Here is a 24,518-nt window from a genome sequence, read left to right on the forward strand (position 1 = left end):
GGACAGCATGACCACGTCCGTGGGCCGGGAAATTGGAATGCCGTCGTCGCGAAGGTCGGCACCAGGTTTTTGGAAGGCGCATCGCCTCCTGAGCCGCTTTGCGCGCGATGAGTCCGGCAGTTACGTGATCATCATCGCCTTGCTGTTACCCGTTCTCGCCGGGACGGCAGGCCTCGGCACCGAGGTCGCATGGTGGTTCTACAAACACAAGAACATGCTAAGTGCCGCCGACTCCGCAGCCGTCAGCGCGGCAACCGCGGGCAAGAATCTGCCGACCGAAGCCAACGCGGTCACGACGTTCTACGGCTACGCGAACGGCGTCAATAACGTGACCGTCACGGTGAACCAGCCACCGTCCACGGGAAGCTTCGCCTCAAGCCCTCAAGCCGTCGAGGTCGTCATCACCCAGCCGCAACCGCGGCTGTTGTCGGCCTTGTTCGGCTCCGGGTCGGTGCCCGTCACGGCCCGCGCCGTCGCGCTCGGCAACAGCGGAACCGGCTGCGTGCTGGCGCTCGACCCCACCGCCAATCCGGCCGTGACCGTAAAGGGCAACACCCAGCTCAACCTGATCAATTGCAACCTCTATGACAATTCCAACGCCGGCTCGGCGCTCAATGTCACCGGCACCGCCACGATATCCGCGAACATGGTCGGCGTCGTCGGCGGTGTATCCGGCGCGAGCAGCATCACCACCACCAACGGCATCCGGACCGGCATCAGGGCGATGGCCGATCCCTATGCCAATGTCACGCCGACGATGCCGACCTGGTGCGACTACTCGAACAAGTTCAATGTGAAGGGGACGACGACGCTCAGTCCGGCGAGCTATTGCGGCGACATCTCGGTGGCCGCGGGTGCCACGCTGACCCTCAATCCGGGGATCTACTATTTCAACGGCGCGAACCTGTCAGTGGCCGGCAACGCCACCATCACGGGAACGGGCGTCACCCTGGTCTTTACCGGTTCGCCGGGCAATTGGGGCTCGGCGACGATCGGAAGCAACGCCAATGTCAGCCTCACGGCGCCGACAAGTGGAGTCACCGCGGGAATTGCAATCTACGGCGACAGGAGGATACCGGTCGGCACCAGCTTCTCCCTGACCGGCGGCGGCACGCAGAACCTGCAGGGAGCAATCTACCTGCCGACCGGGGCGCTGAGCTTCAGCGGCGGCAATGGCACAAGCACGACGTGCACGCAGATCATCGCCGACACCATCTCGATCGTCGGAAGTTCGAGTGTCCAGGTCAATTGCGCGGCGTTGGGCGGCAATGCGATCGGTACCGCGACAGCGCAGCTTGTCGAGTAAGCCGGAGTGATCAGATGCAAACGGGCATGACAGGTGGTGAGTGCCGTTCTCGACGGCGTGGCATGTTTCTCCGTCGCAGGTTCGGAAAGGATACACGCGGCGTTGCGGCGATCGAGTTCGGCATCATGGTTCCGCTGCTTTCGCTGCTGGTGGTCTCGGTGACCGACATCGGTCTTGCGATCTACCGCAAGATGCAGGTCGAGGGCTCAGCGCAGGCGGGCGTCGAATATGCCATCGCGCATGGGTACGACAGCAATGCGATTACGACTGCGGTGGCCGCCGCGACCAATTCCAATGTGATCAGCGCGTCGCCGGCTCCGACCAAGTTTTGTGGATGTGCGACAGCCTCCGGCGTCAGCGGCGTGACCTGCGGCACAACGTGTCCGGGAGGTGGGTCGGCGGGGACATACACCGTCGTTTCGGCGCAAGGCAGCTACTCGACCATCATCAACTATCAGATCGTTCCAAACAGCTATGTCGTCAACAGCCAGTCGACGGCGAGGCTGCAGTGAAACGTGCGGGATTCTGGCCCGATCGGAGCGGTGCGTCGGCACTCGAGTTCGGCCTGATCGCGCCGGTCTTCTTCGCGTTCCTGTTCGGCGTGATCGAGTTCGGGCTGTTGATGTGGACGCAAGTTGGCATGCAGCACGCGGCGGAGGTCACGGCGCGATGCGCCAGTGTGAACGCCACGCTTTGCCCCACCAGCAATCCGAGCGCGATCACCACCTACGCAACTCAGCAGGCGTTTGGGCTGAGCTTGCCGGCCTCGACGTTCACCTACAGCGCCGCGGCCTGCGGCAACCAGATCAGCGCGAACTATCAATTCCAGTTTCCCCAGATCCTCAACCTGGCTCCGTTCACGCTGACGGCCGCGGCCTGTTTTCCCGCCTGAACGCTGGCCGGCTGATCTGCCGGGCCGAACATGAGGCGACGGAGCTTCCTGTGGTTCATGACGATGCCGTTGCGGCTGAGCAAGACGTAGAGGCCGTCGATAGCCGAACTTCGGTATCGAAAACCTGATCGAGCTCATCAAGCTCTACAAGGAGAATCCTGCGCTGCTCAGGCGGTGACCGCGATGCAAGCCATCCAAGCAACTTAAAGGACCGACGATACCGCTCCCAAAATGACGGATGTCATATGATTGCTGCGGATTTTATTTTGCAGGCGATGCTCGCAGGAAGCACGCAGCAACTAACGCGAGAATAACTGCACATTGGGCCCCCGATTTTTTAGACTTGTGCCGCATGAGGGTTGCGCCGCCCTGCCGGCTCCGCGGTCGGAATCTTCCTCCGAGGTAGGCATTAACACCGCCGGTGAGCGCATAATCCCCGGCGGTTAAGCGTTGCCGACTGATCTGTTAGAGAGCGGCAGTCGTGCCGATGCGGTTCCGTTGCGGAACCCCCGTATGACTCCGGACAAATGAGTTTTCCGCGGGGGCGATCCATTTTGTAGAGCCTTGCTGTCACAAATTAATAGTTAATCAAAAGTATATCACGCGGCATATGGACGGTCGCCTGAATTTATTGCTAATTGCATTCAAAGTAAGTTAAAGAATCCTTATTGAGTGAACCGGGTCGTCACCACCGGAAGGCGGGTTTGGCGAGGGACGTATTGAAGAACTTAGCGACAAATAATTTTCAACGTGCGCGGTGTGCAGGACCGAAGCACGAAGCGGGCAGGGTAATGGCAGTCGGAGTCATTTCACGGTAGGCGAAAGAGCATATTTGCAGCTGCAATTGCGCTTGGCAGGACGCACACGCGACATTTTGAACGGGCGTCTTGATTTCGGTGGATTGAATTTCGGATGCGATCGCGCCTGCTCTGCGTCAGCAGAGTTGAGGAGTGAGCAGTGGGTCGCGTTGTGTTTAGCCCGAAGGCAGAGCCGGCACTCGACTGGTCGCAAATCGAAGCGCGCCTCCTCGACCTCGCCAATTCCTGCGCTCAATCCGCCGATCTTCCGATCGAGCTGTCCGTAACACTTGCCAATGATCCGCCGGCGCCGGACGAGCTACCGGCAAATACAGAAAATACAAATCACTCTGCGGCGACGAATGCCCGGAGCGATCCATTTGACATGCCGTCATTGCTGACAGGCATTCAGTCCAATCAATCCAGAATTTTTTCGAATCAATCCGATTGCAGGGCAGCACCATGACCACTCGTTCCCAGGTTGCTTCAATCTCTACGAACACTTCGGGCGCCGACGCGCTCCGGCTCAATCCTGTCCAGTGGAGAGCGTTTATGGCTGCAAGTGACAAGCGTGAGATCGCCTTCATCGACCGCGGCATCGATGACCTCGAGACGCTGATCGCTGGCCTCCGGCCCGATGTCGAACCGATCCTGCTCTCCAACGATGAACCTGCACCGCGACAGATGGCGCGCGCGGTTCAAGGTCGCGAAGGACTCGAAGCAATCCACGTCATTGCTCATGGACGACCAGGTGAAGTGTCGTTCGGGGCAGGGGCGCTGTCGGTCGAGACAATCGCGGAACATTCCGATGATCTCGGGCAGCTCGGGCTGAGAATCGGCAATGGCGAACTTCAATTGTGGACTTGCCAGACGGCTCAGGGCGAGCGCGGCGCCGCCTTTGTCCACACGTTAGCGCGTTTGGCGGGTGCGCAGGTGGCCGCTTCGACGCAGCTCGTCGGTGCAGCGGCAATGGGAGGACAGTGGGCACTCGACGTCGGTTCAAGCAGCTTAGCGCCGCTCTCCGCGGAAGGGGCCGCGGCCTATTTCGGTGTGATGATGACAACCACCTCGACGACCATCAACGACAATAACACCTCGGCGAACCTTGCGTTGGCGCCGATCACCACCACAAATGCGACGGTCAACCTTAACAACAGCAGCGGCAACGATACCGTCACCACCGATGGCAGCGGCGCGACCACGGTCAACGCCAACAACAGCATCGGCAACGACGCGATCGACATCAACAACGCCAACTCGGTGACGGTCAACCTCAACAACAGCACCGGCAACGATGATATCGACATCGACGGCACGACCGTCAATGCCACGGTCAACGACAACAACAGTGGCGTTGCGGGCGTCTCTGGCAACGATGACATCGACATCGCCGGTACCAACGTTACCGCGACGGTCAATCTCAACAACAGCGTCGGCAACGACGACGTAACGATTGCCGGCACGACCGTCAATGCCACTGTCAATGACAACAACAGCGGCGTTGCCGGCGTCTCCGGCAACGACTGCATCGACATCACCGGTGCCACCGTCATCGCGACGGTCAATCTCAACAACAGTGTGGGCAACGACGACGTAACGATCGTTGGCACGACCAGCGTCAACGCCACGGTCAATGACAACAACAGCGGTGTTGTGGGCGGCACCGACATCATCGACATCACCGGCGCCGCCATAATCGCGACGGTTAATCTCAACAACAGCGTAGGCAATGACGACGTCATCATCGGCAACGCCGGCACCACCAGCGTCAACGCAACCGTCAACCTCAACAACAGCGACGGCACCGACGTCGTAGACGTCACCGGGGCGTCCGCCGCCGTGACGGTCAATCTCAGCAACAGCGCCGGCGGCGATCTGGTCGAACTCGTCGGCGCCGGCACTGGCACGATCAACGCCACCAACAGCCTCGGCAACAACACGCTGGTTGGCGACAATACCACCGACACGATTACCGGCGGCACCGGCAACGACATACTCGATCTCATGGGCGCCGGCACGATCAATGCCGGCAAGGGCAACGATCTCGGCATTTACGACCTGTTGGATCACTACGGGAAGGGCGGCGGCGCCGACTACTATTACGGCCAGGGCGGGACCGACACGCTCGAGGTCGTGTATAACCCGAACCTGTATACCTCGGCGCAGAACGCGACGATCCAGGCGGCGATCAGTGGCTACAACGCCTTCCTGGCGGGCCATCCAGGCGTTAATCAAACCTACACGTTCAATTTCGGTGGGAACACTGCCCCCTTGACGGTCGCGGGCTGGCAGACCCTCAAAATCTCTGGCCTGATGCCGGCGATAACGGTGCCGGGGGCGCAGAATCTCACGCCCGGGCAGCCGACGCTGATCCCCGGCGTCAGCCTGTCGGAAACCGGTAACGTCGCGGGCGAGACCTTCACGGTTGCACTGAGCGACAAGTCCGGCGACCTGTCGGCGAACACGTTAGCTCCAGGCGGTGGCGGCACGATCACCGGGTCTGGCGGGACGAGCCTGACCATCAGCGGCACGCTGGCTCAGGTCAACGCCGACCTCACGACATTGAAGGACATGGTCGCCACGCCCGATACGCCCGATACGATCAGGCTGAGCGCGACTGACAGCTTTGGCAACGGCGCCATTGAGCAAGCGATCGCGGTCGGGAGTTGCGGTGACATTACCGCGACTGGGAAGAACGTCAGCGCCACCGAGGGTCTGTCGACCGGCTCGGTGACGGTGGCCACCTTCACCGACGGCAATTCGGGCAACAACTCGGGCGACTTCACCGCGACCATCAACTGGGGCGACGGTAACAGCTCGACCGGCACCATCAGCTATACCAACGGCGTCTATTCGGTTGCCGGCAGCCACACCTATGCGGAGGAAGGCAGCGACCCGATCAACGTGGTGATCAACGACGTTGGCGGCAGCACGGCGAGCACCACCAGCACCGCCACGGTTGCCGACGCGGCGCTTACGGCGGGAACGGTGACGGTGAGCGGCGGGGTCGAGGGCACGGCCGCGGCGACGCTGTCGGCGACCTTCAGCGACGCCAATGCCAATGCGCCGGCCAGCGACTTCTCGGGCACGATCAACTGGGGCGACGGCCAGACGTCGACCTTCACTAGCAGCAACGTTACCGCCAATGGCAACGGCACCTTTAAGGTGAGCGGCCTGTCGCATGTCTATGCGGAAGACGGCACCGACAGTGTCAGCGTGGCGATCAAGGACGTCGGCGGCAGCACGACGACCGACACCGGCACGACCACGGTTGCCGACGCGGCGCTGAGCGCGGGGACGGTGACGGCGGGCGGCGGCGTCGAGGGCACGACCGCAACGACGCTGTCGGCGACCTTCACCGACGCCAACCTGGGCGCGCCGGCCAGCGACTTCTCGGGCACCATCAACTGGGGCGACGGCACGGCGACCCAGACATTCACCAGCAGCGCCGTTTCGGGCAGCAATGGCTCCTATGCGGTGAGCGGCTCGCATCAATACGCCGAGCAAGGCAGCTACACGGAGACGGTGACGATCAACGACGCCGGCGGCAGCACGACGACCGACACCGGCACGACCACGGTTGCCGACGCGGCGCTGAGCGCGGGGACGGTGACGGCGGGCGGCGGCGTCGAGGGCACGACCGCAACGACGCTGTCGGCGACCTTCACCGACGCCAATAAGGGCGCCACGCCGAGCGACTTCTCGGGCACGATCAACTGGGGCGACGGCACGGCGACCCAGACATTCACCAGCAGCGCCGTGTCGGGCAGCAATGGCTCCTATGCGGTGAGCGGCTCGCATCAATACGCCGAGCAAGGCAGCTACACGGAGACGGTGACGATCAACGACGCCGGCGGCAGCACGACGACCGACACCGGCACGACCACGGTTGCCGACGCGGCGCTGAGCGCGGGGACGGTGACGGCGGGCGGCGGCGTCGAGGGCACGACCGCAACGACGCTGTCGGCGACCTTCACCGACGCCAACCTGGGCGCGCCGGCCAGCGACTTCTCGGGCACCATCAACTGGGGCGACGGCACGGCGACCCAGACATTCACCAGCAGCGCCGTTTCGGGCAGCAATGGCTCCTATGCGGTGAGCGGCTCGCATCAATACGCCGAGCAAGGCAGCTACACGGAGACGGTGACGATCAACGACGCCGGCGGCAGCACGACGACCGACACCGGCACGACCACGGTTGCCGACGCGGCGCTGAGCGCGGGGACGGTGACGGCGGGCGGCGGCGTCGAGGGCACGACCGCAACGACGCTGTCGGCGACCTTCACCGACGCCAACCTGGGCGCGCCGGCCAGCGACTTCTCGGGCACCATCAACTGGGGCGACGGCACGGCGACCCAGACATTCACCAGCAGCGCCGTTTCGGGCAGCAATGGCTCCTATGCGGTGAGCGGCTCGCATCAATACGCCGAGCAAGGCAGCTACACGGAGACGGTGACGATCAACGACGCCGGCGGCAGCACGACGACCGACACCGGCACGACCACGGTTGCCGACGCGGCGCTGAGCGCGGGGACGGTGACGGCGGGCGGCGGCGTCGAGGGCACGACCGCAACGACGCTGTCGGCGACCTTCACCGACGCCAACCTGGGCGCGCCGGCCAGCGACTTCTCGGGCACCATCAACTGGGGCGACGGCACGGCGACCCAGACATTCACCAGCAGCGCCGTGTCGGGCAGCAATGGCTCCTATGCGGTGAGCGGCTCGCATCAATACGCCGAGCAAGGCAGCTACACGGAGACGGTGACGATCAACGACGTCGGCGGCAGCACGACGACCGACACCGGCACGACCACGGTTGCCGACGCGGCGCTGAGCGCGGGGACGGTGACGGCGGGCGGCGGCGTCGAGGGCACGACCGCAACGACGCTGTCGGCGACCTTCACCGACGCCAACCTGGGCGCCACGCCGAGCGACTTCTCGGGCACGATCAACTGGGGCGACGGCACGGCGACCCAGACATTCACCAGCAGCGCCGTGTCGGGCAGCAATGGCTCCTATGCGGTGAGCGGCTCGCATCAATACGCCGAGCAAGGCAGCTACACGGAGACGGTGACGATCAACGACGCCGGCGGCAGCACGACGACCGACACCGGCACGACCACGGTTGCCGACGCGGCGCTGAGCGCGGGGACGGTGACGGCGGGCGGCGGCGTCGAGGGCACGACCGCAACGACGCTGTCGGCGACCTTCACCGACGCCAACCTGGGCGCGCCGGCCAGCGACTTCTCGGGCACCATCAACTGGGGCGACGGCACGGCGACCCAGACATTCACCAGCAGCGCCGTGTCGGGCAGCAATGGCTCCTATGCGGTGAGCGGCTCGCATCAATACGCCGAGCAAGGCAGCTACACGGAGACGGTGACGATCAACGACGCCGGCGGCAGCACGACGACCGACACCGGCACGACCACGGTTGCCGACGCGGCGCTGAGCGCGGGGACGGTGACGGCGGGCGGCGGCGTCGAGGGCACGACCGCAACGACGCTGTCGGCGACCTTCACCGACGCCAACCTGGGCGCGCCGGCCAGCGACTTCTCGGGCACCATCAACTGGGGCGACGGCACGGCGACCCAGACATTCACCAGCAGCGCCGTTTCGGGCAGCAATGGCTCCTATGCGGTGAGCGGCTCGCATCAATACGCCGAGCAAGGCAGCTACACGGAGACGGTGACGATCAACGACGCCGGCGGCAGCACGACGACCGACACCGGCACGACCACGGTTGCCGACGCGGCGCTGAGCGCGGGGACGGTGACGGCGGGCGGCGGCGTCGAGGGCACGACCGCAACGACGCTGTCGGCGACCTTCACCGACGCCAACCTGGGCGCGCCGGCCAGCGACTTCTCGGGCACCATCAACTGGGGCGACGGCACGGCGACCCAGACATTCACCAGCAGCGCCGTTTCGGGCAGCAATGGCTCCTATGCGGTGAGCGGCTCGCATCAATACGCCGAGCAAGGCAGCTACACGGAGACGGTGACGATCAACGACGCCGGCGGCAGCACGACGACCGACACCGGCACGACCACGGTTGCCGACGCGGCGCTGAGCGCGGGGACGGTGACGGCGGGCGGCGGCGTCGAGGGCACGACCGCAACGACGCTGTCGGCGACCTTCACCGACGCCAATAAGGGCGCCACGCCGAGCGACTTCTCGGGCACGATCAACTGGGGCGACGGCACGGCGACCCAGACATTCACCAGCAGCGCCGTGTCGGGCAGCAATGGCTCCTATGCGGTGAGCGGCTCGCATCAATACGCCGAGCAAGGCAGCTACACGGAGACGGTGACGATCAACGACGTCGGCGGCAGCACGACGACCGACACCGGCACGACCACGGTTGCCGACGCGGCGCTGAGCGCGGGGACGGTGACGGCGGGCGGCGGCGTCGAGGGCACGACCGCAACGACGCTGTCGGCGACCTTCACCGACGCCAACCTGGGCGCGCCGGCCAGCGACTTCTCGGGCACCATCAACTGGGGCGACGGCACGGCGACCCAGACATTCACCAGCAGCGCCGTTTCGGGCAGCAATGGCTCCTATGCGGTGAGCGGCTCGCATCAATACGCCGAGCAAGGCAGCTACACGGAGACGGTGACGATCAACGACGCCGGCGGCAGCACGACGACCGACACCGGCACGACCACGGTTGCCGACGCGGCGCTGAGCGCGGGGACGGTGACGGCGGGCGGCGGCGTCGAGGGCACGACCGCAACGACGCTGTCGGCGACCTTCACCGACGCCAACCTGGGCGCGCCGGCCAGCGACTTCTCGGGCACCATCAACTGGGGCGACGGCACGGCGACCCAGACATTCACCAGCAGCGCCGTGTCGGGCAGCAATGGCTCCTATGCGGTGAGCGGCTCGCATCAATACGCCGAGCAAGGCAGCTACACGGAGACGGTGACGATCAACGACGTCGGCGGCAGCACGACGACCGACACCGGCACGACCACGGTTGCCGACGCGGCGCTGAGCGCGGGGACGGTGACGGCGGGCGGCGGCGTCGAGGGCACGACCGCAACGACGCTGTCGGCGACCTTCACCGACGCCAACCTGGGCGCCACGCCGAGCGACTTCTCGGGCACGATCAACTGGGGCGACGGCACGGCGACCCAGACATTCACCAGCAGCGCCGTGTCGGGCAGCAATGGCTCCTATGCGGTGAGCGGCTCGCATCAATACGCCGAGCAAGGCAGCTACACGGAGACGGTGACGATCAACGACGCCGGCGGCAGCACGACGACCGACACCGGCACGACCACGGTTGCCGACGCGGCGCTGAGCGCGGGGACGGTGACGGCGGGCGGCGGCGTCGAGGGCACGACCGCAACGACGCTGTCGGCGACCTTCACCGACGCCAACCTGGGCGCGCCGGCCAGCGACTTCTCGGGCACCATCAACTGGGGCGACGGCACGGCGACCCAGACATTCACCAGCAGCGCCGTGTCGGGCAGCAATGGCTCCTATGCGGTGAGCGGCTCGCATCAATACGCCGAGCAAGGCAGCTACACGGAGACGGTGACGATCAACGACGCCGGCGGCAGCACGACGACCGACACCGGCACGACCACGGTTGCCGACGCGGCGCTGAGCGCGGGGACGGTGACGGCGGGCGGCGGCGTCGAGGGCACGACCGCAACGACGCTGTCGGCGACCTTCACCGACGCCAACCTGGGCGCGCCGGCCAGCGACTTCTCGGGCACCATCAACTGGGGCGACGGCACGGCGACCCAGACATTCACCAGCAGCGCCGTGTCGGGCAGCAATGGCTCCTATGCGGTGAGCGGCTCGCATCAATACGCCGAGCAAGGCAGCTACACGGAGACGGTGACGATCAACGACGCCGGCGGCAGCACGACGACCGACACCGGCACGACCACGGTTGCCGACGCGGCGCTGAGCGCGGGGACGGTGACGGCGGGCGGCGGCGTCGAGGGCACGACCGCAACGACGCTGTCGGCGACCTTCACCGACGCCAACCTGGGCGCGCCGGCCAGCGACTTCTCGGGCACCATCAACTGGGGCGACGGCACGGCGACCCAGACATTCACCAGCAGCGCCGTGTCGGGCAGCAATGGCTCCTATGCGGTGAGCGGCTCGCATCAATACGCCGAGCAAGGCAGCTACACGGAGACGGTGACGATCAACGACGTCGGCGGCAGCACGACGACCGACACCGGCACGACCACGGTTGCCGACGCGGCGCTGAGCGCGGGGACGGTGACGGCGGGCGGCGGCGTCGAGGGCACGACCGCAACGACGCTGTCGGCGACCTTCACCGACGCCAACCTGGGCGCGCCGGCCAGCGACTTCTCGGGCACCATCAACTGGGGCGACGGCACGGCGACCCAGACATTCACCAGCAGCGCCGTTTCGGGCAGCAATGGCTCCTATGCGGTGAGCGGCTCGCATCAATACGCCGAGCAAGGCAGCTACACGGAGACGGTGACGATCAACGACGCCGGCGGCAGCACGACGACCGACACCGGCACGACCACGGTTGCCGACGCGGCGCTGAGCGCGGGGACGGTGACGGCGGGCGGCGGCGTCGAGGGCACGACCGCAACGACGCTGTCGGCGACCTTCACCGACGCCAATAAGGGCGCCACGCCGAGCGACTTCTCGGGCACGATCAACTGGGGCGACGGCACGGCGACCCAGACATTCACCAGCAGCGCCGTGTCGGGCAGCAATGGCTCCTATGCGGTGAGCGGCTCGCATCAATACGCCGAGCAAGGCAGCTACACGGAGACGGTGACGATCAACGACGCCGGCGGCAGCACGACGACCGACACCGGCACGACCACGGTTGCCGACGCGGCGCTGAGCGCGGGGACGGTGACGGCGGGCGGCGGCGTCGAGGGCACGACCGCAACGACGCTGTCGGCGACCTTCACCGACGCCAACCTGGGCGCGCCGGCCAGCGACTTCTCGGGCACCATCAACTGGGGCGACGGCACGGCGACCCAGACATTCACCAGCAGCGCCGTGTCGGGCAGCAATGGCTCCTATGCGGTGAGCGGCTCGCATCAATACGCCGAGCAAGGCAGCTACACGGAGACGGTGACGATCAACGACGCCGGCGGCAGCACGACGACCGACACCGGCACGACCACGGTTGCCGACGCGGCGCTGAGCGCGGGGACGGTGACGGCGGGCGGCGGCGTCGAGGGCACGACCGCAACGACGCTGTCGGCGACCTTCACCGACGCCAACCTGGGCGCGCCGGCCAGCGACTTCTCGGGCACGATCAACTGGGGCGACGGCACGGCGACCCAGACATTCACCAGCAGCGCCGTTTCGGGCAGCAATGGCTCCTATGCGGTGAGCGGCTCGCATCAATACGCCGAGCAAGGCTCCTACACGGAGACGGTGACGATCAACGACGCCGGCGGCAGCACGACGACCGACACCGGCACGACCACGGTTGCCGACGCGGCGCTGAGCGCGGGGACGGTGACGGCGGGCGGCGGCGTCGAGGGCACGACCGCAACGACGCTGTCGGCGACCTTCACCGACGCCAACCTGGGCGCCACGCCGAGCGACTTCTCGGGCACGATCAACTGGGGCGACGGCACGGCGACCCAGACATTCACCAGCAGCGCCGTGTCGGGCAGCAATGGCTCCTATGCGGTGAGCGGCTCGCATCAATACGCCGAGCAAGGCACCTACACGGAGACGGTGACGATCAACGACGACGGCGGCAGCATGACGACCGAGAGCGGTTCGACCACGGTCAATCCGGCGGCGGAGAATCCGACGCTGGGTGAAACCAGCTCGTCGATCACGGTGACGGAGAATACGGCGACCGCGCTGGGTCTGAGCCTGTCGGCCTTCGACAGCGACGACAGCTTGACGGTGACGATCACCAGGGTACCGAGTGGGGCGACGTTCAATGCCGGGACGCTGAGCGGCACTACCTTGACGATCAGCCAGGCTCAGCTCACCGCGCTTGGCGGCCTCGGCAATCTGATGATCACAGCCACAAACGCGGGCAGTGGTACGTTGGGAGTCACAGCAACCAACGCGGAAGGCGGCTCGGCAAGCGAGAACCTGACCGTGACGGTCAACTCGACGGCGCCGACCGTGACTAACGTTACGTATACGGACTCCACCGGAACCACCGAAATCAATCACAAAGACACGGCCACCATAACGCTCACTTTCAGCGAGGTCGTCACGGTAACCGGTTCGCCGTTTTTGAATTTGAACGTGGGTACTGCTGATACCGCTCTCTTTACGAGTGGCTCCGGCACGAACGAACTTGTCTTCACCTACACAGTACCGAACTCCGCAGATAAAACCACGGCCCTCGCAATAACTGCGGTCAATCTGAATGGTGGCACGATCAAAGACGCGGGAGGCGATAACGCCATCACTACTGGTGCCGATGTCACCCTCTCGCCGCATCTGGGCGTCAATGAAGCGGCGGCTCCGGCTGGCGTCGCCGGAGATCCCATCAATCTAGGTCTGACGGATCCATCCGGAGGCCAAGCGGCGGGTCCAATTACGCTGACAGTCACCGGGGTTCCGTCCGATTGGAGCCTCAACCAGGGCACCACCAGCGGCAACGGCACCTGGACGGTGCAGACCAGCGATCCCACGACGCTGACGGTTACGACGCCCGCTACTTTCAACGGGGCGGCGCTATTGCAGGTGACCGAGAACTGGACCAATGCCGACGGCAGCGCGGGAACGGCCAGCCTTGGGAACAACGTCGAGGCCTATGCGCCGGGCGCGCCCATCTTCGCGGTCAGCGGCGACGATACGCTCACCGGAGCTGGCGCAAACGATGAATTCGTCTTTGCCCAGCCAATCGGCAACGACACGATCTACAATTTCAACGTCGCGTCGGACCAGATCGATCTGATCGGCTTCAACAACGTCGCGAGCTTCGCTGACATCCAAGCGAACATAACCGACGACATCAACGGCAATGCGGTGATCACCATCGGCACCGGCAAATCCATAATGCTAAAGGGTGTCGATCCGGCATCGCTAACCGCGAGCGACTTTGTCTTCAACCAGGAGCCGGTCACGACCAATACCGGCGCCATGACGGTGAGCGATGGCGCAATCCTGCCGCTGGGCGGCACCATCGACAACACCGGCACCATTGCGCTCAATTCCACCGGCGACGAGACGGACCTCGAAATCATCGTCCAGGGCGTGACGCTGCAGGGCGGCGGTCAGGTCACGCTCTCGGACAACAGCCAGAACGTCATCTTCGGAGGTGCGGCCGGCGCAACGCTGACCAATGTCGACAATACCATCTCCGGTGCCGGCCAGCTTGGCCAAGGGCAGATGACCCTGGTCAACGAAGGCACGATCGATGCCACCGGGGCCAACGCGCTCATCATCGACACCGGCAGCAACATCATTGCCAATTCCGGCACCCTCGAGGCGACCGGAGGCGGCGGGCTGATCGTTAACAGTGCCGTCGACAATTCCGGCAGTCTGTCGGCGAATGGAGGCAACCTTACCCTCGAGGGAGCAGTCACGGGCAACGGCACCGCGACGATTTCTGGTGCTGCAACGCTCGAGTTCGGCGCGGCCTCGGCCGAGGCCGCGAGCTTCGCCGCTGGAGCGACCGGGACGCTCAAGCTCGACCAGTCGTCCAGCTTCACTGGCTCCGTCTCAGGATTTACGTCCGGCGACGCTCTGGATCTCACGGATATCGCCTTCGGCGCCAATTCGACGCTCGGGTATGCGGCCAACACCAACGGCACTGGCGGCACGCTGAGTATCAGCGACGGGACGCACAGCGCCAGCATTGCCTTGTTCGGGCAGTATGCCGCGGCGGGCTTCCACGTTGGCAACGATTCAGGCGCCGGCACGATCGTTACCTATGCTGATCCGGCCGCAGGCACGACCAGCGCTCCGTTAATCACCAATCCTAACCAAACGTCGTGATTTTGATGTGTGCAGCGAAGCCTGACGGGTACAACTCCGGTGGCTCAAGGCTGAGGGCAGGCGAGTAGATGCCGATAAAGACCGACCAAATCAGAGCTGATGATCCCGGGCTTTTCACCCTGGTTTTGCTGCTGCGCTTTTACGGCCTCAAGGTCGACGCCGCTCAGGTTCGCGAGCGTTTCGGGAGGAAGGCGATCGGCGTCAAGGAAATGGTCCGCTGCGCCAAGGACCTTGAGCTGCGCCCGCGGGTGCAGCTGATGAAGTGGGATCAGCTCTCCGGAGTATCGCTGCCCGGGATTGCGGGGTTGCGCGATGGCGGATTCCTCATTCTTGGCAAGATCACCGATAACACGGTGCTGATCCAGCACCCCTCATCCCCGCAACTCGAAACGCTCACGCGGGCGCAATTCGAATCCATGTGGAATGGCCGCGTCGTGACGGTGGCGCACCGGAGTCAACAGCCTGGTTTGGCCAACAGCCTGCTCCGGTCGCTCGGCGAAATGCGTGAGAGCGTTCGCCGCCTGGCGCAGCGTATGCGTAGTCCCTTTGCCCGGCCCGGTATCCCGGCCGGCGGAGCCGTTGTTGATTCTGAGATCGCGGTCGGCAAGGCCGATTCGATAGCAGCTGACGATTCAGGGCTTGCCGCGCTTGTCATGATGTTACGTATTCATGGCATCGGCGCGGACCCCGAGCAGATTCGCCACCGATGCGGGATGGTCACGATCGGCGTCAACCAAATGCTGCGTTGCGCGAAGGAGCTCGGTCTCAAGGCGCGCATCAGCACCACGAGTTGGGAGCGCTTGTCTGCGACACCGTTACCTGGGATTGCAACACTGCGCGACGGCGGATTTCTCATTCTCGGCAAGGTGGCCGAAGACACGATCCTCGTCCAGCGCCCGTCATCATCGAAACCCGAAGCGATGACGCGCGCACAACTGGAGGCGATCTGGGATGGTCGGCTGGTGCTGATGGCGCGCCGGGCGACACTGGCCGATCTCGGGCGCCGCTTTGATATCACCTGGTTTATGGGGGCGATCCACAAATACCGCCATCTCCTTAGCGAGGTGCTGGTCGCGTCGTTCTTCCTGCAATTGCTTGCGCTCGTTTCGCCACTGTTCTTTCAGGTCGTCATCGACAAGGTGCTCGTGCATCGCAGCATGAGCACGCTCGACGTATTGGCGATCGGCCTGTTGGGCATCTCGCTCTTCGAAGCCATCCTCGGCACGTTGCGCACCTACATGTTTGCCCACACCACAAACCGTATCGATGTAGAGCTTGGTGCCCGGTTGTTTCGTCACTTGCTGGCGCTCCCTATCGCCTATTTTCAGGCGCGGCGCGTCGGCGACTCGGTGGCACGGGTGCGCGAGCTTGAGAACATCCGGCAGTTTCTTACAAGCTCCGCGCTGACGCTTGTGATCGACCTGTTGTTTACCTTCGTGTTCATTGCGGTGATGTTCTACTATGCGCCGCAGTTGACCTTCGTCGTGCTCGGCGCTTTTCCATTTTACATCGCGATCTCGGCTGGCGCGACACCGGCGTTCCGACGCCGGCTTGACGAAAAATTCCGCCGTGGTTCCGAGAACCAGGCCTTTCTGGTCGAAAGCGTCACTGGCGTCGAGACGCTCAAAGCGATGGCGGTCGAGCCGCAAATGCAGCGGCGCTGGGAAGAACAGCTCGCAGGCTATGTGGCGGCGAGCTTCCGGGTCATCAGCCTCAACAACACGGCAAGCCAGGCTGTCCAGCTGATCAACAAGGTGACGATTGTCTTGATCCTTTATTTTGGTGCCAAGCTCGTTATCGAAGGCGACCTTTCGGTCGGCGAACTCGTCGCCTTCAACATGCTGGCCGCCCGCGTCAGCGCGCCGGTGTTGCGTTTGGCGCAGATGTGGCAGGACTTCCACCAGGCCCGTCTTTCGGTGGCGCGGCTTGGCGACATCCTCAACACCATGCCGGAGCCGAGCTTCAGTCCGGGGCGTGCCGCACTCCCGGCGATTCGCGGCGAGGTTAGCTTCGAGCACGTGACGTTCCGCTACCGTGTTGACGCTTCGGAGATTTTGCACGACGTCAGCTTCAATGTAGCGCCCGGCCAGGTCGTCGGAATCGTCGGCTCTTCCGGTTCCGGCAAGAGCACACTGGCCAAACTCGTGCAGCGGCTCTACGTACCGGAAAGCGGGCGCGTGCTGGTTGATGGAGTTGATCTCACGATGGTCGATCTCGCCTGGCTGCGGCGTCAGATCGGGGTCGTGCTGCAGGAGAACGTGCTGTTCAATTGTTCAGTAGCCGAGAATATTGCGTTAGCCGACCCGGCGGTGCCGGTGGAGCGGATCATTGCGGCGGCCAAGCTTGCCGGCGCCCACGACTTTATCCTGGAGCTGACCGAGGGCTATGACACGATCATTGGTGAGCGCGGCAACAGCCTATCGGGGGGACAGCGGCAGCGCATTGCGATTGCCCGCGCCCTTATGTCGAATCCGCGCATCTTGATCTTCGATGAAGCGACCAGCGCGCTCGATTACGAAAGCGAGCGGGCCATACAGGAAAACATGAAGGAAATTTGCAGGGGGCGAACAGTCTTTGTTATCGCCCACCGGCTGTCTACGGTACGCCACGCCGATCGCATCATCACCATCGAACGCGGCCGTATCGTCGAAGATGGCAGCCATGACCAACTCATCCGCAGCAACGGCCGCTATGCCAAGCTGCACTACCTGCAGGCGGGCATCCAGTGACAACCGCTCAGAAAGTCATTCCGTTTCCGAAAAAGGAAGTTATTCGACGCAGCGAGAGCGAACTCGCGTTCCTGCCGGCGGCGCTCGAGATTGTCGAGACGCCACCCTCGCCGATCGGCCGGGCGATCGGGATGACCGTGATCGCGGTATTCTGCCTCGCACTGGCATGGGCCTCATTTGGCACCGTCGATATCGTTGCCACGGCGCCGGGCAAGGTCATTCCGAGCGGCCGCACCAAGGTCATTCAGCCGTTTGAGACCGGTGTCGTGCGCGCGATCCATGTGCGCGACGGTCAGGGCGTCAAGGCCGGCGAGGTCTTGGTCGAGCTTGATCCGACCATAACGGAAGCCGAGCGTGACCATATGAAGAGCGACCTGGTCTCCGCTGCGCTCGAGGTTGCCCGGCTTCGCGCGGTATTGTCCGGCAGCGTCGATGCAAATAGGGAATTCCATCCGCCGGAGGGTGCCAGCCCATCGCTGATCGAAATGAATCGCCAGTTCCTGATCAGCCAGATCGCCGAACAGCAGGGAAAGCTTGCCGCGCTCGATCTGCAAATACGACAGAAAGAGGCGGAGCGCGGGACCATTACAGCCGCGATCACCAAGCTTGAGACCACCATCCCCGTGCTGGCGCAAAAGGTTGATATCCGTAAATATCTTTATGACAAGGATCTGGGCTCCAAAGTCGTGTGGCTCACTGATTACCAGGATCTCGTTGGACTCCAGCAGGAGGTCCTCATCCAGAAGAGCAAATTCCAGGAAGCCGACGCAGCCGTCGCAGCGCTGATCGAAACCCGCGCGCAGACGGCAGCCGAGTTCCGCCGCACCCGGTTTGAGGAGCTGGCCAAGGCCGAAGCGAAGGCCGCCGGCCTGGCGCAGGACGTGATCAAGGCCGAACAGCGGACCAAGCTGCAAGCGCTGGCCGCACCGGTAGACGGCGTGGTGCAGCAGCTGGCCGTTCACACGATCGGTGGCGTGGTAACACCGGGCCAGGCACTGCTCGCAGTGGTGCCGCTCGAAAGCCGTCTGGAAATCGAGGCGATGGTGTCGAACCGCGACATCGGTTTCGTGCACGCGGGTCAGGCGGCTGAAGTCAAAATCGACACCTTCAGCTTTACCCGATACGGGCTCCTTCACGGTGAAGTGATCAACGTCTCGCGGGATGCCATCACGCGCGATAAGCCGCAGGACAAATCCAACGACAAGACGCCGGGCGCCGAGACGACCAGCAGCGAGCCCAAGGGTCAGGAGATGAACTACGCGGCCCGGGTTTCGCTTGACCGCACACAGATGCAGGTGGAAGACAAGCTCGTTAATTTGGCCCCTGGCATGGCGGTCACCGTGGAGATCAAGACCGGATCGCGGAGGATCATCAGCTATCTGATGTCGCCGATCATCAGATATAAGCAGGAGATGCTTCGAGAACGATAGGGCGCGCTGCATCTTTGCCTGCCGCTGTCGGTTTTGGGACCCGTGCTTTTCAGCCCGTTGCGGCGGTCTCCGCTCGTCGTGACGGAAGGACCGGGCGCTGCGTTACCCCGCCTGCGCACTCGCTGAGTCTCGGAGCGGATGGGCCTCGATCCAAAGCTTGCCCGCGATGCCGATCGGCCCGATGCCGGTATTCGCCCACCAGGTGGTTTCGGTCCCGGCGCGGTGCAGCCTGCGGGAACGGATGCTGCCGCATATCCATTGGTTTTGTCGGGTCGATGGTCCATGACCGTTCGCAGCGAGTACCAGTGCGTCGGCAGTCAGCGCCGGCACGTCCTGCGCATCGGGATCATCCTCGCCGGCAATTCCAACCAAAGTGAAGAGCGCATAGCGCTGAGCATAGGTGAGGGCGGCGCCCATCGATGCGGGGCGTTGGTATCGCTGACCGGGCATTCCGCCCAGTCTGACGAGATCCATTCGCCGGACGAATGCGTAAGCAGTGGGTAAGCGGGGCGATCGATCCCGTCGCCACTGCGCGCGCGCTTTGGATCTCAACGCGGCGGATCGAATGAGAAAGAAAAATATCAAATCTGTGCACGGAGAAAGGCAATCAGCTTTGATCTGGTCTAGCGTGGATTTCGAGACAGATCCAACTTGAGATTCACGAGGCTTGATCACCTCATTTAATTCGTAGGAAATTATCACGATGCAAAACAACCTCACTTCCAAAAAAGATGCGAGGGTCCCGCGCGAGCTCGAACCGTTCATCAAGTGCCCGCGGTTGCTGCCGGGCGAATCCGAGAAAGATTACTATGCACTGTTCGACCTCATGGTTGAGGAGATCTGTCCCGAGGAGGCTTCGGAGTGGCTGGTGGCAGCCGATATCGTCGGGCTGTTTTGGGAAATCGCGCGTTATCGAGCCTGGAAGGGCGCTATCCTCAATCTCAATCGCCGACAAGCGCTCGTGACGGCACTGTGGGATACACACCCCAGCCGTCTCCCCACGCAGCCCTCGCCGGTTGTCGTCGCGATGGCGAACACAGAGGCCGACGAGTGCTACGCAAATCCGGAGTTTCGCCGGGCTCTCGAGCCGCGCCTGGCCCAGCGTGGCTATGATGAAGAAGCCATCAACGCGGGGGCATTTTTGGAAGCAATCGAACCGCTCTCGAAAATCGACCGGTTTTTAGCTTCGGCGCGCGGGCAGCTCCAGGTCATGCTGAAACAAGTGTACGTGCGCAGGGAGTTTGCCAACCGCGCCCGCAAGGCGCTGGATGACCGCCTCGATGCGGCGGCGGCCAAGGTCCCCCAGCCCAAGCAGATCGGACCGAATTAGCCGAGCACAATCGTGACCTCCGCTCGCAAAATCGAATCCAACCGAAGCAACGCCTCCCGGAGTACCGGTCCACGGACTCCGGGAGGCAAGTCACGTTCAAGTAACAACGCACGGCGGCATGGCCTCGCCACGCCCATCGAAGACGATCCTGAAGCAGGAAGTGAGATCGAGTGCCTGGCGGCAATTCTAGCTCAAGGGAGCGATGACTTCTTGCGGCTCGAGCAATCGCGCAGCCTCGCCAAATGTCATTTCGACTTGCGGCGGATACGATCGGCCCGTCACGACGTATTCTTGACGATGGATGACTTGCAACCTTCGACCTGTGAGGACTTCGAGAAGGCGTTGCACGCCATCGAGAGAATCAGCCGGTACGAGACCAGAGCGTTGTCGAGGCTCAGGCGACAGCACCGCTACCTACTCCAAGCTGAAGAAGGAGATTCGAAACAAATCGCCACAGCAGCGCTGCCAACCTGACCTCCTACAAATGGCAGAACGAACCCAATTGGCGCGTTCCGGCCGGCGCGCCTAACGCCCTTGTGGGTTCAAATGTCCTCACGACGCGAATAGGCGGAACGAACCCAAATTTTACGAACAAATTCAGAGCCTGGCGCCGGTGATATCAGACGAGCAATATCTTTAAACCCAATCTCTCAAACATGGAGAGCTCTCCAGCGGCGAGCTCCTCCCTTGGGGAGATCCGAGCGAACCGGCGAGGGGAACGGGATCGTGCCCGTGATCGGGACCGCGACGGCGGGTGCCGACGGTTCGGCGAACGGCGCGGGTTTTGATGTATTCCCGAATCACCTGGATTTCCTCGCGCGACAGGTTCAGCGCGCCTAGGTCGGCGCGCGGTTCAACTCCGGCGTTGCCTTTGTTGGCCGCTGAATCTGCCCGCTGGCTTGTTTTGGCGAGCTTCCTGCTGCTCGGTTCCCTGTCTGGCTTTTTCCGCGTGTTCTTACACTCGCGCGGTCCATCCAATTGTACAGCCACAAAAGCAATGATCGGAAGGCTCGGAGCTCAGACGGAATTTCCGATGTGGAAGGCAGGCTGCGATCGCTATGCTCGATCGGCGCTTGATAAAGAGCTCTGCGTTTGGCACCCTCCGTCAAATTAGCGCCGCCGCGAAATTGAGGTTTGCCATGCAGAAGTCATTGTTTGCCGTCGCTGCCGCTCTTTCGCTGATGGCCCTTTCAAGCGGTCCAGCCGTTAGCGGACCTTATCCCTTCGGTGACGAGCCGTACCGGCTCGATTGGGGATACGATCCGCAGATGGAGACCGGTTGCCTGAAATGGAATTGGCAGCAATATCAGTGGCAGAATACCTGCCCGATCTACGTGCACCCCAAGGCCTACATGTATCCGCGTCGGACGGGGGCTGTGCTGCGCACCAAGGGCTAGGCTTAGCCTTGATCGGCGCAGGCACGTCGATAACTTGACGGGTCCTGCCTCACGAGCGCTGCAGTGTGCAGGCGACCTGACTGTGCTTGCCGAAGTTCAGCAGCGCGTTCTCCCGGAAGCCGTCCAGCCAGATCCCGCGCCCGGCGTAGCGATAGCCGACGCCCATGGGGATCATCCGGACATGTGTCGCGCCATGGTGGCCGAGGTGAAGGGAGCCGGTAACGACTTCTCCGGCAATCGACACCGCAATCGGGCAAAGCGGATACTGTCGGCCATTCTCGCAGGTAAAGACCAGCTCGGAGCAGTTTCCGATCGAGCGTGGGCCCGAGGCCATCAGACCGAGATCCGCTGCTGGTGCCGGGCCCGCGAACAAGGACAATCCCAGAAAAGCCGCGGCTGAAAAGAATGTGCCAAGCCCAATGCGCATCGCCGCCCCCCGAGAAGCCAAAAAAACTAGTGCCAAGAGAGCAAAAATTACTCCGAACGTCAATTAAATGGGAGCGTCGCGCCTTGGAGTTCACCCCGACCGAGGCGAATACCGCTTTCAAATCACCTTTACGTCACGGCTCGCGGGCCTCTTTCTTTCACGAGGACGAGGCGAGATTTGCGTTCGGTGTTGCCGGTTTGCCTCAGTGAAGGAGAAGATAATTAAGCAGCATCTTGCGCGCCGCCGTTAACCTTTACTGGCCACAATTAAACTGCAAGTGGTCGGGGTAGATGATTCTTAGCGGCCCGTTTTATCCAAAATTGGCGGGCATGGGGGCAGGGAATGAACTTCCGAAATCACGTTGCTTGCACGAAATTCCGAGGCGCTTACGTCCTCGTCGCATTGATCGTTATGGTACCGTTCTCGGCCCAAGCGCAGTCTCCGTCCTCTCAAGGCCAGGTTGCTGCCGGCCACGCGCCTCAAGCCCATGCTGAAGCGGAATTCGGTGGACCGAGCTTTCGCAAGGGTCTCTGGCATTTCATCCGGACGCTTGATGTCGTCAGGGACGCAAACAAGAACATCAAGTACAGATTGGTCAACGGGGATATGACCCGCTGCGTCGATCCAACCCAGGCGATGAAGGCAACCTTCTCTACGGCACCTGTCGGCAGCTGCGTTTCGGACAGGCCTGAAAAGGTCGGTAACAAATATACGTTCGCCCACAGGTGCGATTATTTGGGGGCGGTCAGCACCATCATAACGGTGCAAAGCGATGAGGCCTACACCGAGGTCAACGAAGTCAGCGAAGGCGATCATCCAAAAACCGATCTCGTCGTCGCAACGAGAATTGGGGATTGTAGCGATGAGAAGACGAGCGGCTTGACTACATCTTCCGTGTCGTCCTGGCAGCACTGAGATGCTCGCTGATCGCAAATCCCGCAAGACGGGGTAGGGCGGCAAGGCTATGGCCCGGCCCTCAGCGCTCGCTACGCAAATGCCATGGCAGGGGCGCTCATCTCGCAGGCCGTCGCGTTCGAATGGCTTGGCGGCTTTCGGCCTGGGTGAGCATCTTACGCCCTTGTTTACCAGGCCGAAGCCCAAGCGCCGTTCGTTAACCTGGATTTAGCGCAGGGCCCCGAATGATCGTCTATAGCTGCCGGAACTGGCTGCTCGGATCAGGCAATGGGGAAAATCGAAAATGACCGCGGGTAGCGACTTGGCTCAGTCAAAAATCGTCGCTCACTGTCTCCGCGTCATGGTCGCATCGTTCATTGCGGCGCTCGTGCTTGTGCCCCAAGCCCAGGCCGACGAGGGGTTCGGCGGTCCGACCTTTCGAAGGGGAATGTGGCGGTTCGTGCGAACGCTGGAGATCGTCACGCATTCAAACGTGCGACAGAAGCTGATCGAACAAGAGATGACGCGGTGCGTTGATCCAACCGTGGCGATGAAGGCGACTTTTTCGTCCGCGCCGGTTGGAAACTGTCACTCCGCGAAGCCTGAGAAGGTCAATAACCGGTTCATCTTCTCCAATCGCTGCGACTATATGGGGCCGGTCAGCACCGTCATAACGGTGCAAAGCGAGGGGGCCTATACGGAAGTCAATCAGCTTTCCGTGGGTCGGCTTCCGAGAACTGATCTTGTGGTCGCTCAAAGGATTGGTGACTGCCGGGAGGATGGCGCCGCGCTCGCCCAGTCTGTTGATTTGACCATCGAGCACTGACGGCCGAGTCGATCCCTAGGACCCGCATCGGCTCAAATGATGGCAATTTAATACCTTGAGCTCGAAGCTTAGATCGCGAATCTCGCGCTTGCTGCCGGTCGCGTGGCGCTCAGATCTTCTGCTGGGTCCCGGGGCCGCTCACCTTGACGGTGAATTTCTGAATCTCCGCGCGTCCGCCCGCATATTTGACCTCGAGGGTGAAGGTGTCGTCGCCGAGGAATTCCGGCGGCGATTTGTAAAACGCGACGTAGGCCGGCACTTCGAGCGCCAGGCAAGCCTTGTAGTTGGTGGCTTTCGCTTTCCCGGTCTTGACGACCACCTTTCCGGCGGCCGGCGGACTGACCAACCGAATGGTCGGCAGTGGACCCGACGTGCAGTCCGGCAGCACGTTCAAGTAAATGCCGATCTGGGTGTCCCTGTTTGGGAGCGCGCGGACTGAGCGCTCGACGGTCGTCTGCGTCGGGGCCTGGGCGGATGCCGCGCCAACGAATCCAGCAAGGACGGCCACGGCGCACGTCCGATAGATTGACCGCATCGACGGCTCCAAATGCTC

At 63.0% G+C, this 24,518-nt stretch carries 13 protein-coding genes and 2 pseudogenes; 12 read left to right on the forward strand and 3 right to left on the reverse strand.

The window, feature by feature from the left end; all coding sequences use genetic code 11:
• The first annotated feature begins 7 nt into the window (after window positions 1-7).
• The 8 genes and pseudogenes from ACP2YO_RS20820 to ACP2YO_RS20855 all read left to right on the forward strand — a co-directional run bounded on the left by ACP2YO_RS20820 (window position 8) and on the right by ACP2YO_RS20855 (window position 19,091).
• Window positions 8-1,306 (forward strand): TadE/TadG family type IV pilus assembly protein, encoded by a 1,299-nt coding sequence (locus tag ACP2YO_RS20820; protein ID WP_426442474.1) that lies wholly within the window; start codon window positions 8-10, stop codon window positions 1,304-1,306.
• A 62-nt stretch (window positions 1,307-1,368) separates the two neighbouring features.
• Window positions 1,369-1,818 carry a TadE/TadG family type IV pilus assembly protein gene (locus ACP2YO_RS20825; RefSeq protein ID WP_426442475.1) on the forward strand — a complete coding sequence of 150 codons (450 nt, stop codon included), beginning with the start codon at window positions 1,369-1,371 and terminating at the stop codon, window positions 1,816-1,818.
• Window positions 1,815-2,198: a TadE/TadG family type IV pilus assembly protein gene (locus ACP2YO_RS20830; RefSeq protein WP_426442476.1), complete on the forward strand. Its 384-nt coding sequence runs from the start codon at window positions 1,815-1,817 to the stop codon at window positions 2,196-2,198. The genes ACP2YO_RS20825 and ACP2YO_RS20830 overlap by 4 nt, the downstream gene beginning before the upstream one ends.
• Window positions 2,199-3,155: 957 nt before the next feature.
• Window positions 3,156-3,461, forward strand: a complete 306-nt coding sequence (locus ACP2YO_RS20835) for a hypothetical protein (protein WP_426442477.1) — start codon at window positions 3,156-3,158, stop codon at window positions 3,459-3,461.
• 86 nt (window positions 3,462-3,547) lie between these two features.
• Entirely contained in the window at window positions 3,548-14,932 is an 11,385-nt protein-coding gene (locus tag ACP2YO_RS20840; RefSeq protein WP_426442478.1) for a DUF4347 domain-containing protein, read from the forward strand.
• 68 nt (window positions 14,933-15,000) lie between these two features.
• Window positions 15,001-15,327 (forward strand): annotated as a pseudogene (locus tag ACP2YO_RS20845) (cysteine peptidase family C39 domain-containing protein); the annotation flags it as partial.
• A gap of 258 nt (window positions 15,328-15,585) precedes the next feature.
• Window positions 15,586-17,661 carry a type I secretion system permease/ATPase gene (locus tag ACP2YO_RS20850; RefSeq protein WP_426443268.1) on the forward strand — a complete coding sequence of 692 codons (2,076 nt, stop codon included), beginning with the start codon at window positions 15,586-15,588 and terminating at the stop codon, window positions 17,659-17,661.
• Window positions 17,662-17,792: 131 nt separating this feature from the next.
• Complete coding sequence (locus ACP2YO_RS20855) at window positions 17,793-19,091, forward strand: HlyD family type I secretion periplasmic adaptor subunit (RefSeq protein ID WP_426442479.1); 1,299 nt, start codon at window positions 17,793-17,795, stop codon at window positions 19,089-19,091.
• A gap of 294 nt (window positions 19,092-19,385) precedes the next feature.
• On the opposite strand, the pseudogene ACP2YO_RS20860 reads toward ACP2YO_RS20855, so the two are convergent.
• A pseudogene (locus tag ACP2YO_RS20860) lies at window positions 19,386-19,588 on the reverse strand (ERF family protein); the annotation flags it as partial.
• A gap of 206 nt (window positions 19,589-19,794) precedes the next feature.
• Here ACP2YO_RS20860 and ACP2YO_RS20865 point away from each other — a divergent pair.
• Window positions 19,795-20,421 (forward strand): hypothetical protein, encoded by a 627-nt coding sequence (locus tag ACP2YO_RS20865; RefSeq protein ID WP_426442480.1) that lies wholly within the window; start codon window positions 19,795-19,797, stop codon window positions 20,419-20,421.
• Between the two features lie 1,139 nt (window positions 20,422-21,560).
• Window positions 21,561-21,818: a hypothetical protein gene (locus ACP2YO_RS20870; RefSeq protein ID WP_426442481.1), complete on the forward strand. Its 258-nt coding sequence runs from the start codon at window positions 21,561-21,563 to the stop codon at window positions 21,816-21,818.
• 49 nt (window positions 21,819-21,867) lie between these two features.
• Here ACP2YO_RS20870 and ACP2YO_RS20875 read toward each other — a convergent pair whose 3' ends face one another.
• Window positions 21,868-22,245 carry a hypothetical protein gene (locus tag ACP2YO_RS20875; RefSeq protein WP_426442482.1) on the reverse strand — a complete coding sequence of 126 codons (378 nt, stop codon included), beginning with the start codon at window positions 22,243-22,245 and terminating at the stop codon, window positions 21,868-21,870.
• Between the two features lie 342 nt (window positions 22,246-22,587).
• Between ACP2YO_RS20875 and ACP2YO_RS20880 the strand changes: the two genes are divergently transcribed.
• The gene (locus ACP2YO_RS20880; RefSeq protein ID WP_426442483.1) at window positions 22,588-23,160 is read left to right on the forward strand and encodes a DUF3617 domain-containing protein; all 573 of its coding nucleotides are present in this window, start codon (window positions 22,588-22,590) and stop codon (window positions 23,158-23,160) included.
• Window positions 23,161-23,443: 283 nt separating this feature from the next.
• Window positions 23,444-23,965 (forward strand): hypothetical protein, encoded by a 522-nt coding sequence (locus ACP2YO_RS20885; protein WP_426442484.1) that lies wholly within the window; start codon window positions 23,444-23,446, stop codon window positions 23,963-23,965.
• 109 nt (window positions 23,966-24,074) lie between these two features.
• On the opposite strand, the gene ACP2YO_RS20890 is transcribed toward ACP2YO_RS20885, so the two are convergent.
• Window positions 24,075-24,500, reverse strand: coding sequence for a hypothetical protein (locus ACP2YO_RS20890; protein WP_426442485.1), 426 nt, complete (start codon window positions 24,498-24,500; stop codon window positions 24,075-24,077).
• Window positions 24,501-24,518: the final 18 nt, after the last annotated feature.

The sequence above is a fragment of the Bradyrhizobium genosp. P genome, from assembly GCF_049949265.1.
Taxonomy (GTDB): domain Bacteria; phylum Pseudomonadota; class Alphaproteobacteria; order Rhizobiales; family Xanthobacteraceae; genus Bradyrhizobium.

Excerpts from the sequence above, each read along its gene's own strand:
- ACP2YO_RS20820 (WP_426442474.1), top strand. The coding sequence starts at position 8 with ATGACCACGTCCGTGGGCCGGGAAATTGGAATGCCGTCGTCGCGAAGG.
- ACP2YO_RS20825 (WP_426442475.1), top strand. The coding sequence starts at position 1,369 with ATGTTTCTCCGTCGCAGGTTCGGAAAGGATACACGCGGCGTTGCGGCG.
- ACP2YO_RS20840 (WP_426442478.1), top strand. The coding sequence starts at position 3,548 with ATGGCTGCAAGTGACAAGCGTGAGATCGCCTTCATCGACCGCGGCATC.
- ACP2YO_RS20850 (WP_426443268.1), top strand. The coding sequence starts at position 15,586 with ATGATGTTACGTATTCATGGCATCGGCGCGGACCCCGAGCAGATTCGC.
- ACP2YO_RS20855 (WP_426442479.1), top strand. The coding sequence starts at position 17,793 with ATGACCGTGATCGCGGTATTCTGCCTCGCACTGGCATGGGCCTCATTT.
- ACP2YO_RS20865 (WP_426442480.1), top strand. The coding sequence starts at position 19,795 with ATGCAAAACAACCTCACTTCCAAAAAAGATGCGAGGGTCCCGCGCGAG.
- ACP2YO_RS20870 (WP_426442481.1), top strand. The coding sequence starts at position 21,561 with ATGCAGAAGTCATTGTTTGCCGTCGCTGCCGCTCTTTCGCTGATGGCC.
- ACP2YO_RS20875 (WP_426442482.1), bottom strand. The coding sequence starts at position 22,245 with ATGCGCATTGGGCTTGGCACATTCTTTTCAGCCGCGGCTTTTCTGGGA.
- ACP2YO_RS20880 (WP_426442483.1), top strand. The coding sequence starts at position 22,588 with ATGAACTTCCGAAATCACGTTGCTTGCACGAAATTCCGAGGCGCTTAC.
- ACP2YO_RS20885 (WP_426442484.1), top strand. The coding sequence starts at position 23,444 with ATGACCGCGGGTAGCGACTTGGCTCAGTCAAAAATCGTCGCTCACTGT.
- ACP2YO_RS20890 (WP_426442485.1), bottom strand. The coding sequence starts at position 24,500 with ATGCGGTCAATCTATCGGACGTGCGCCGTGGCCGTCCTTGCTGGATTC.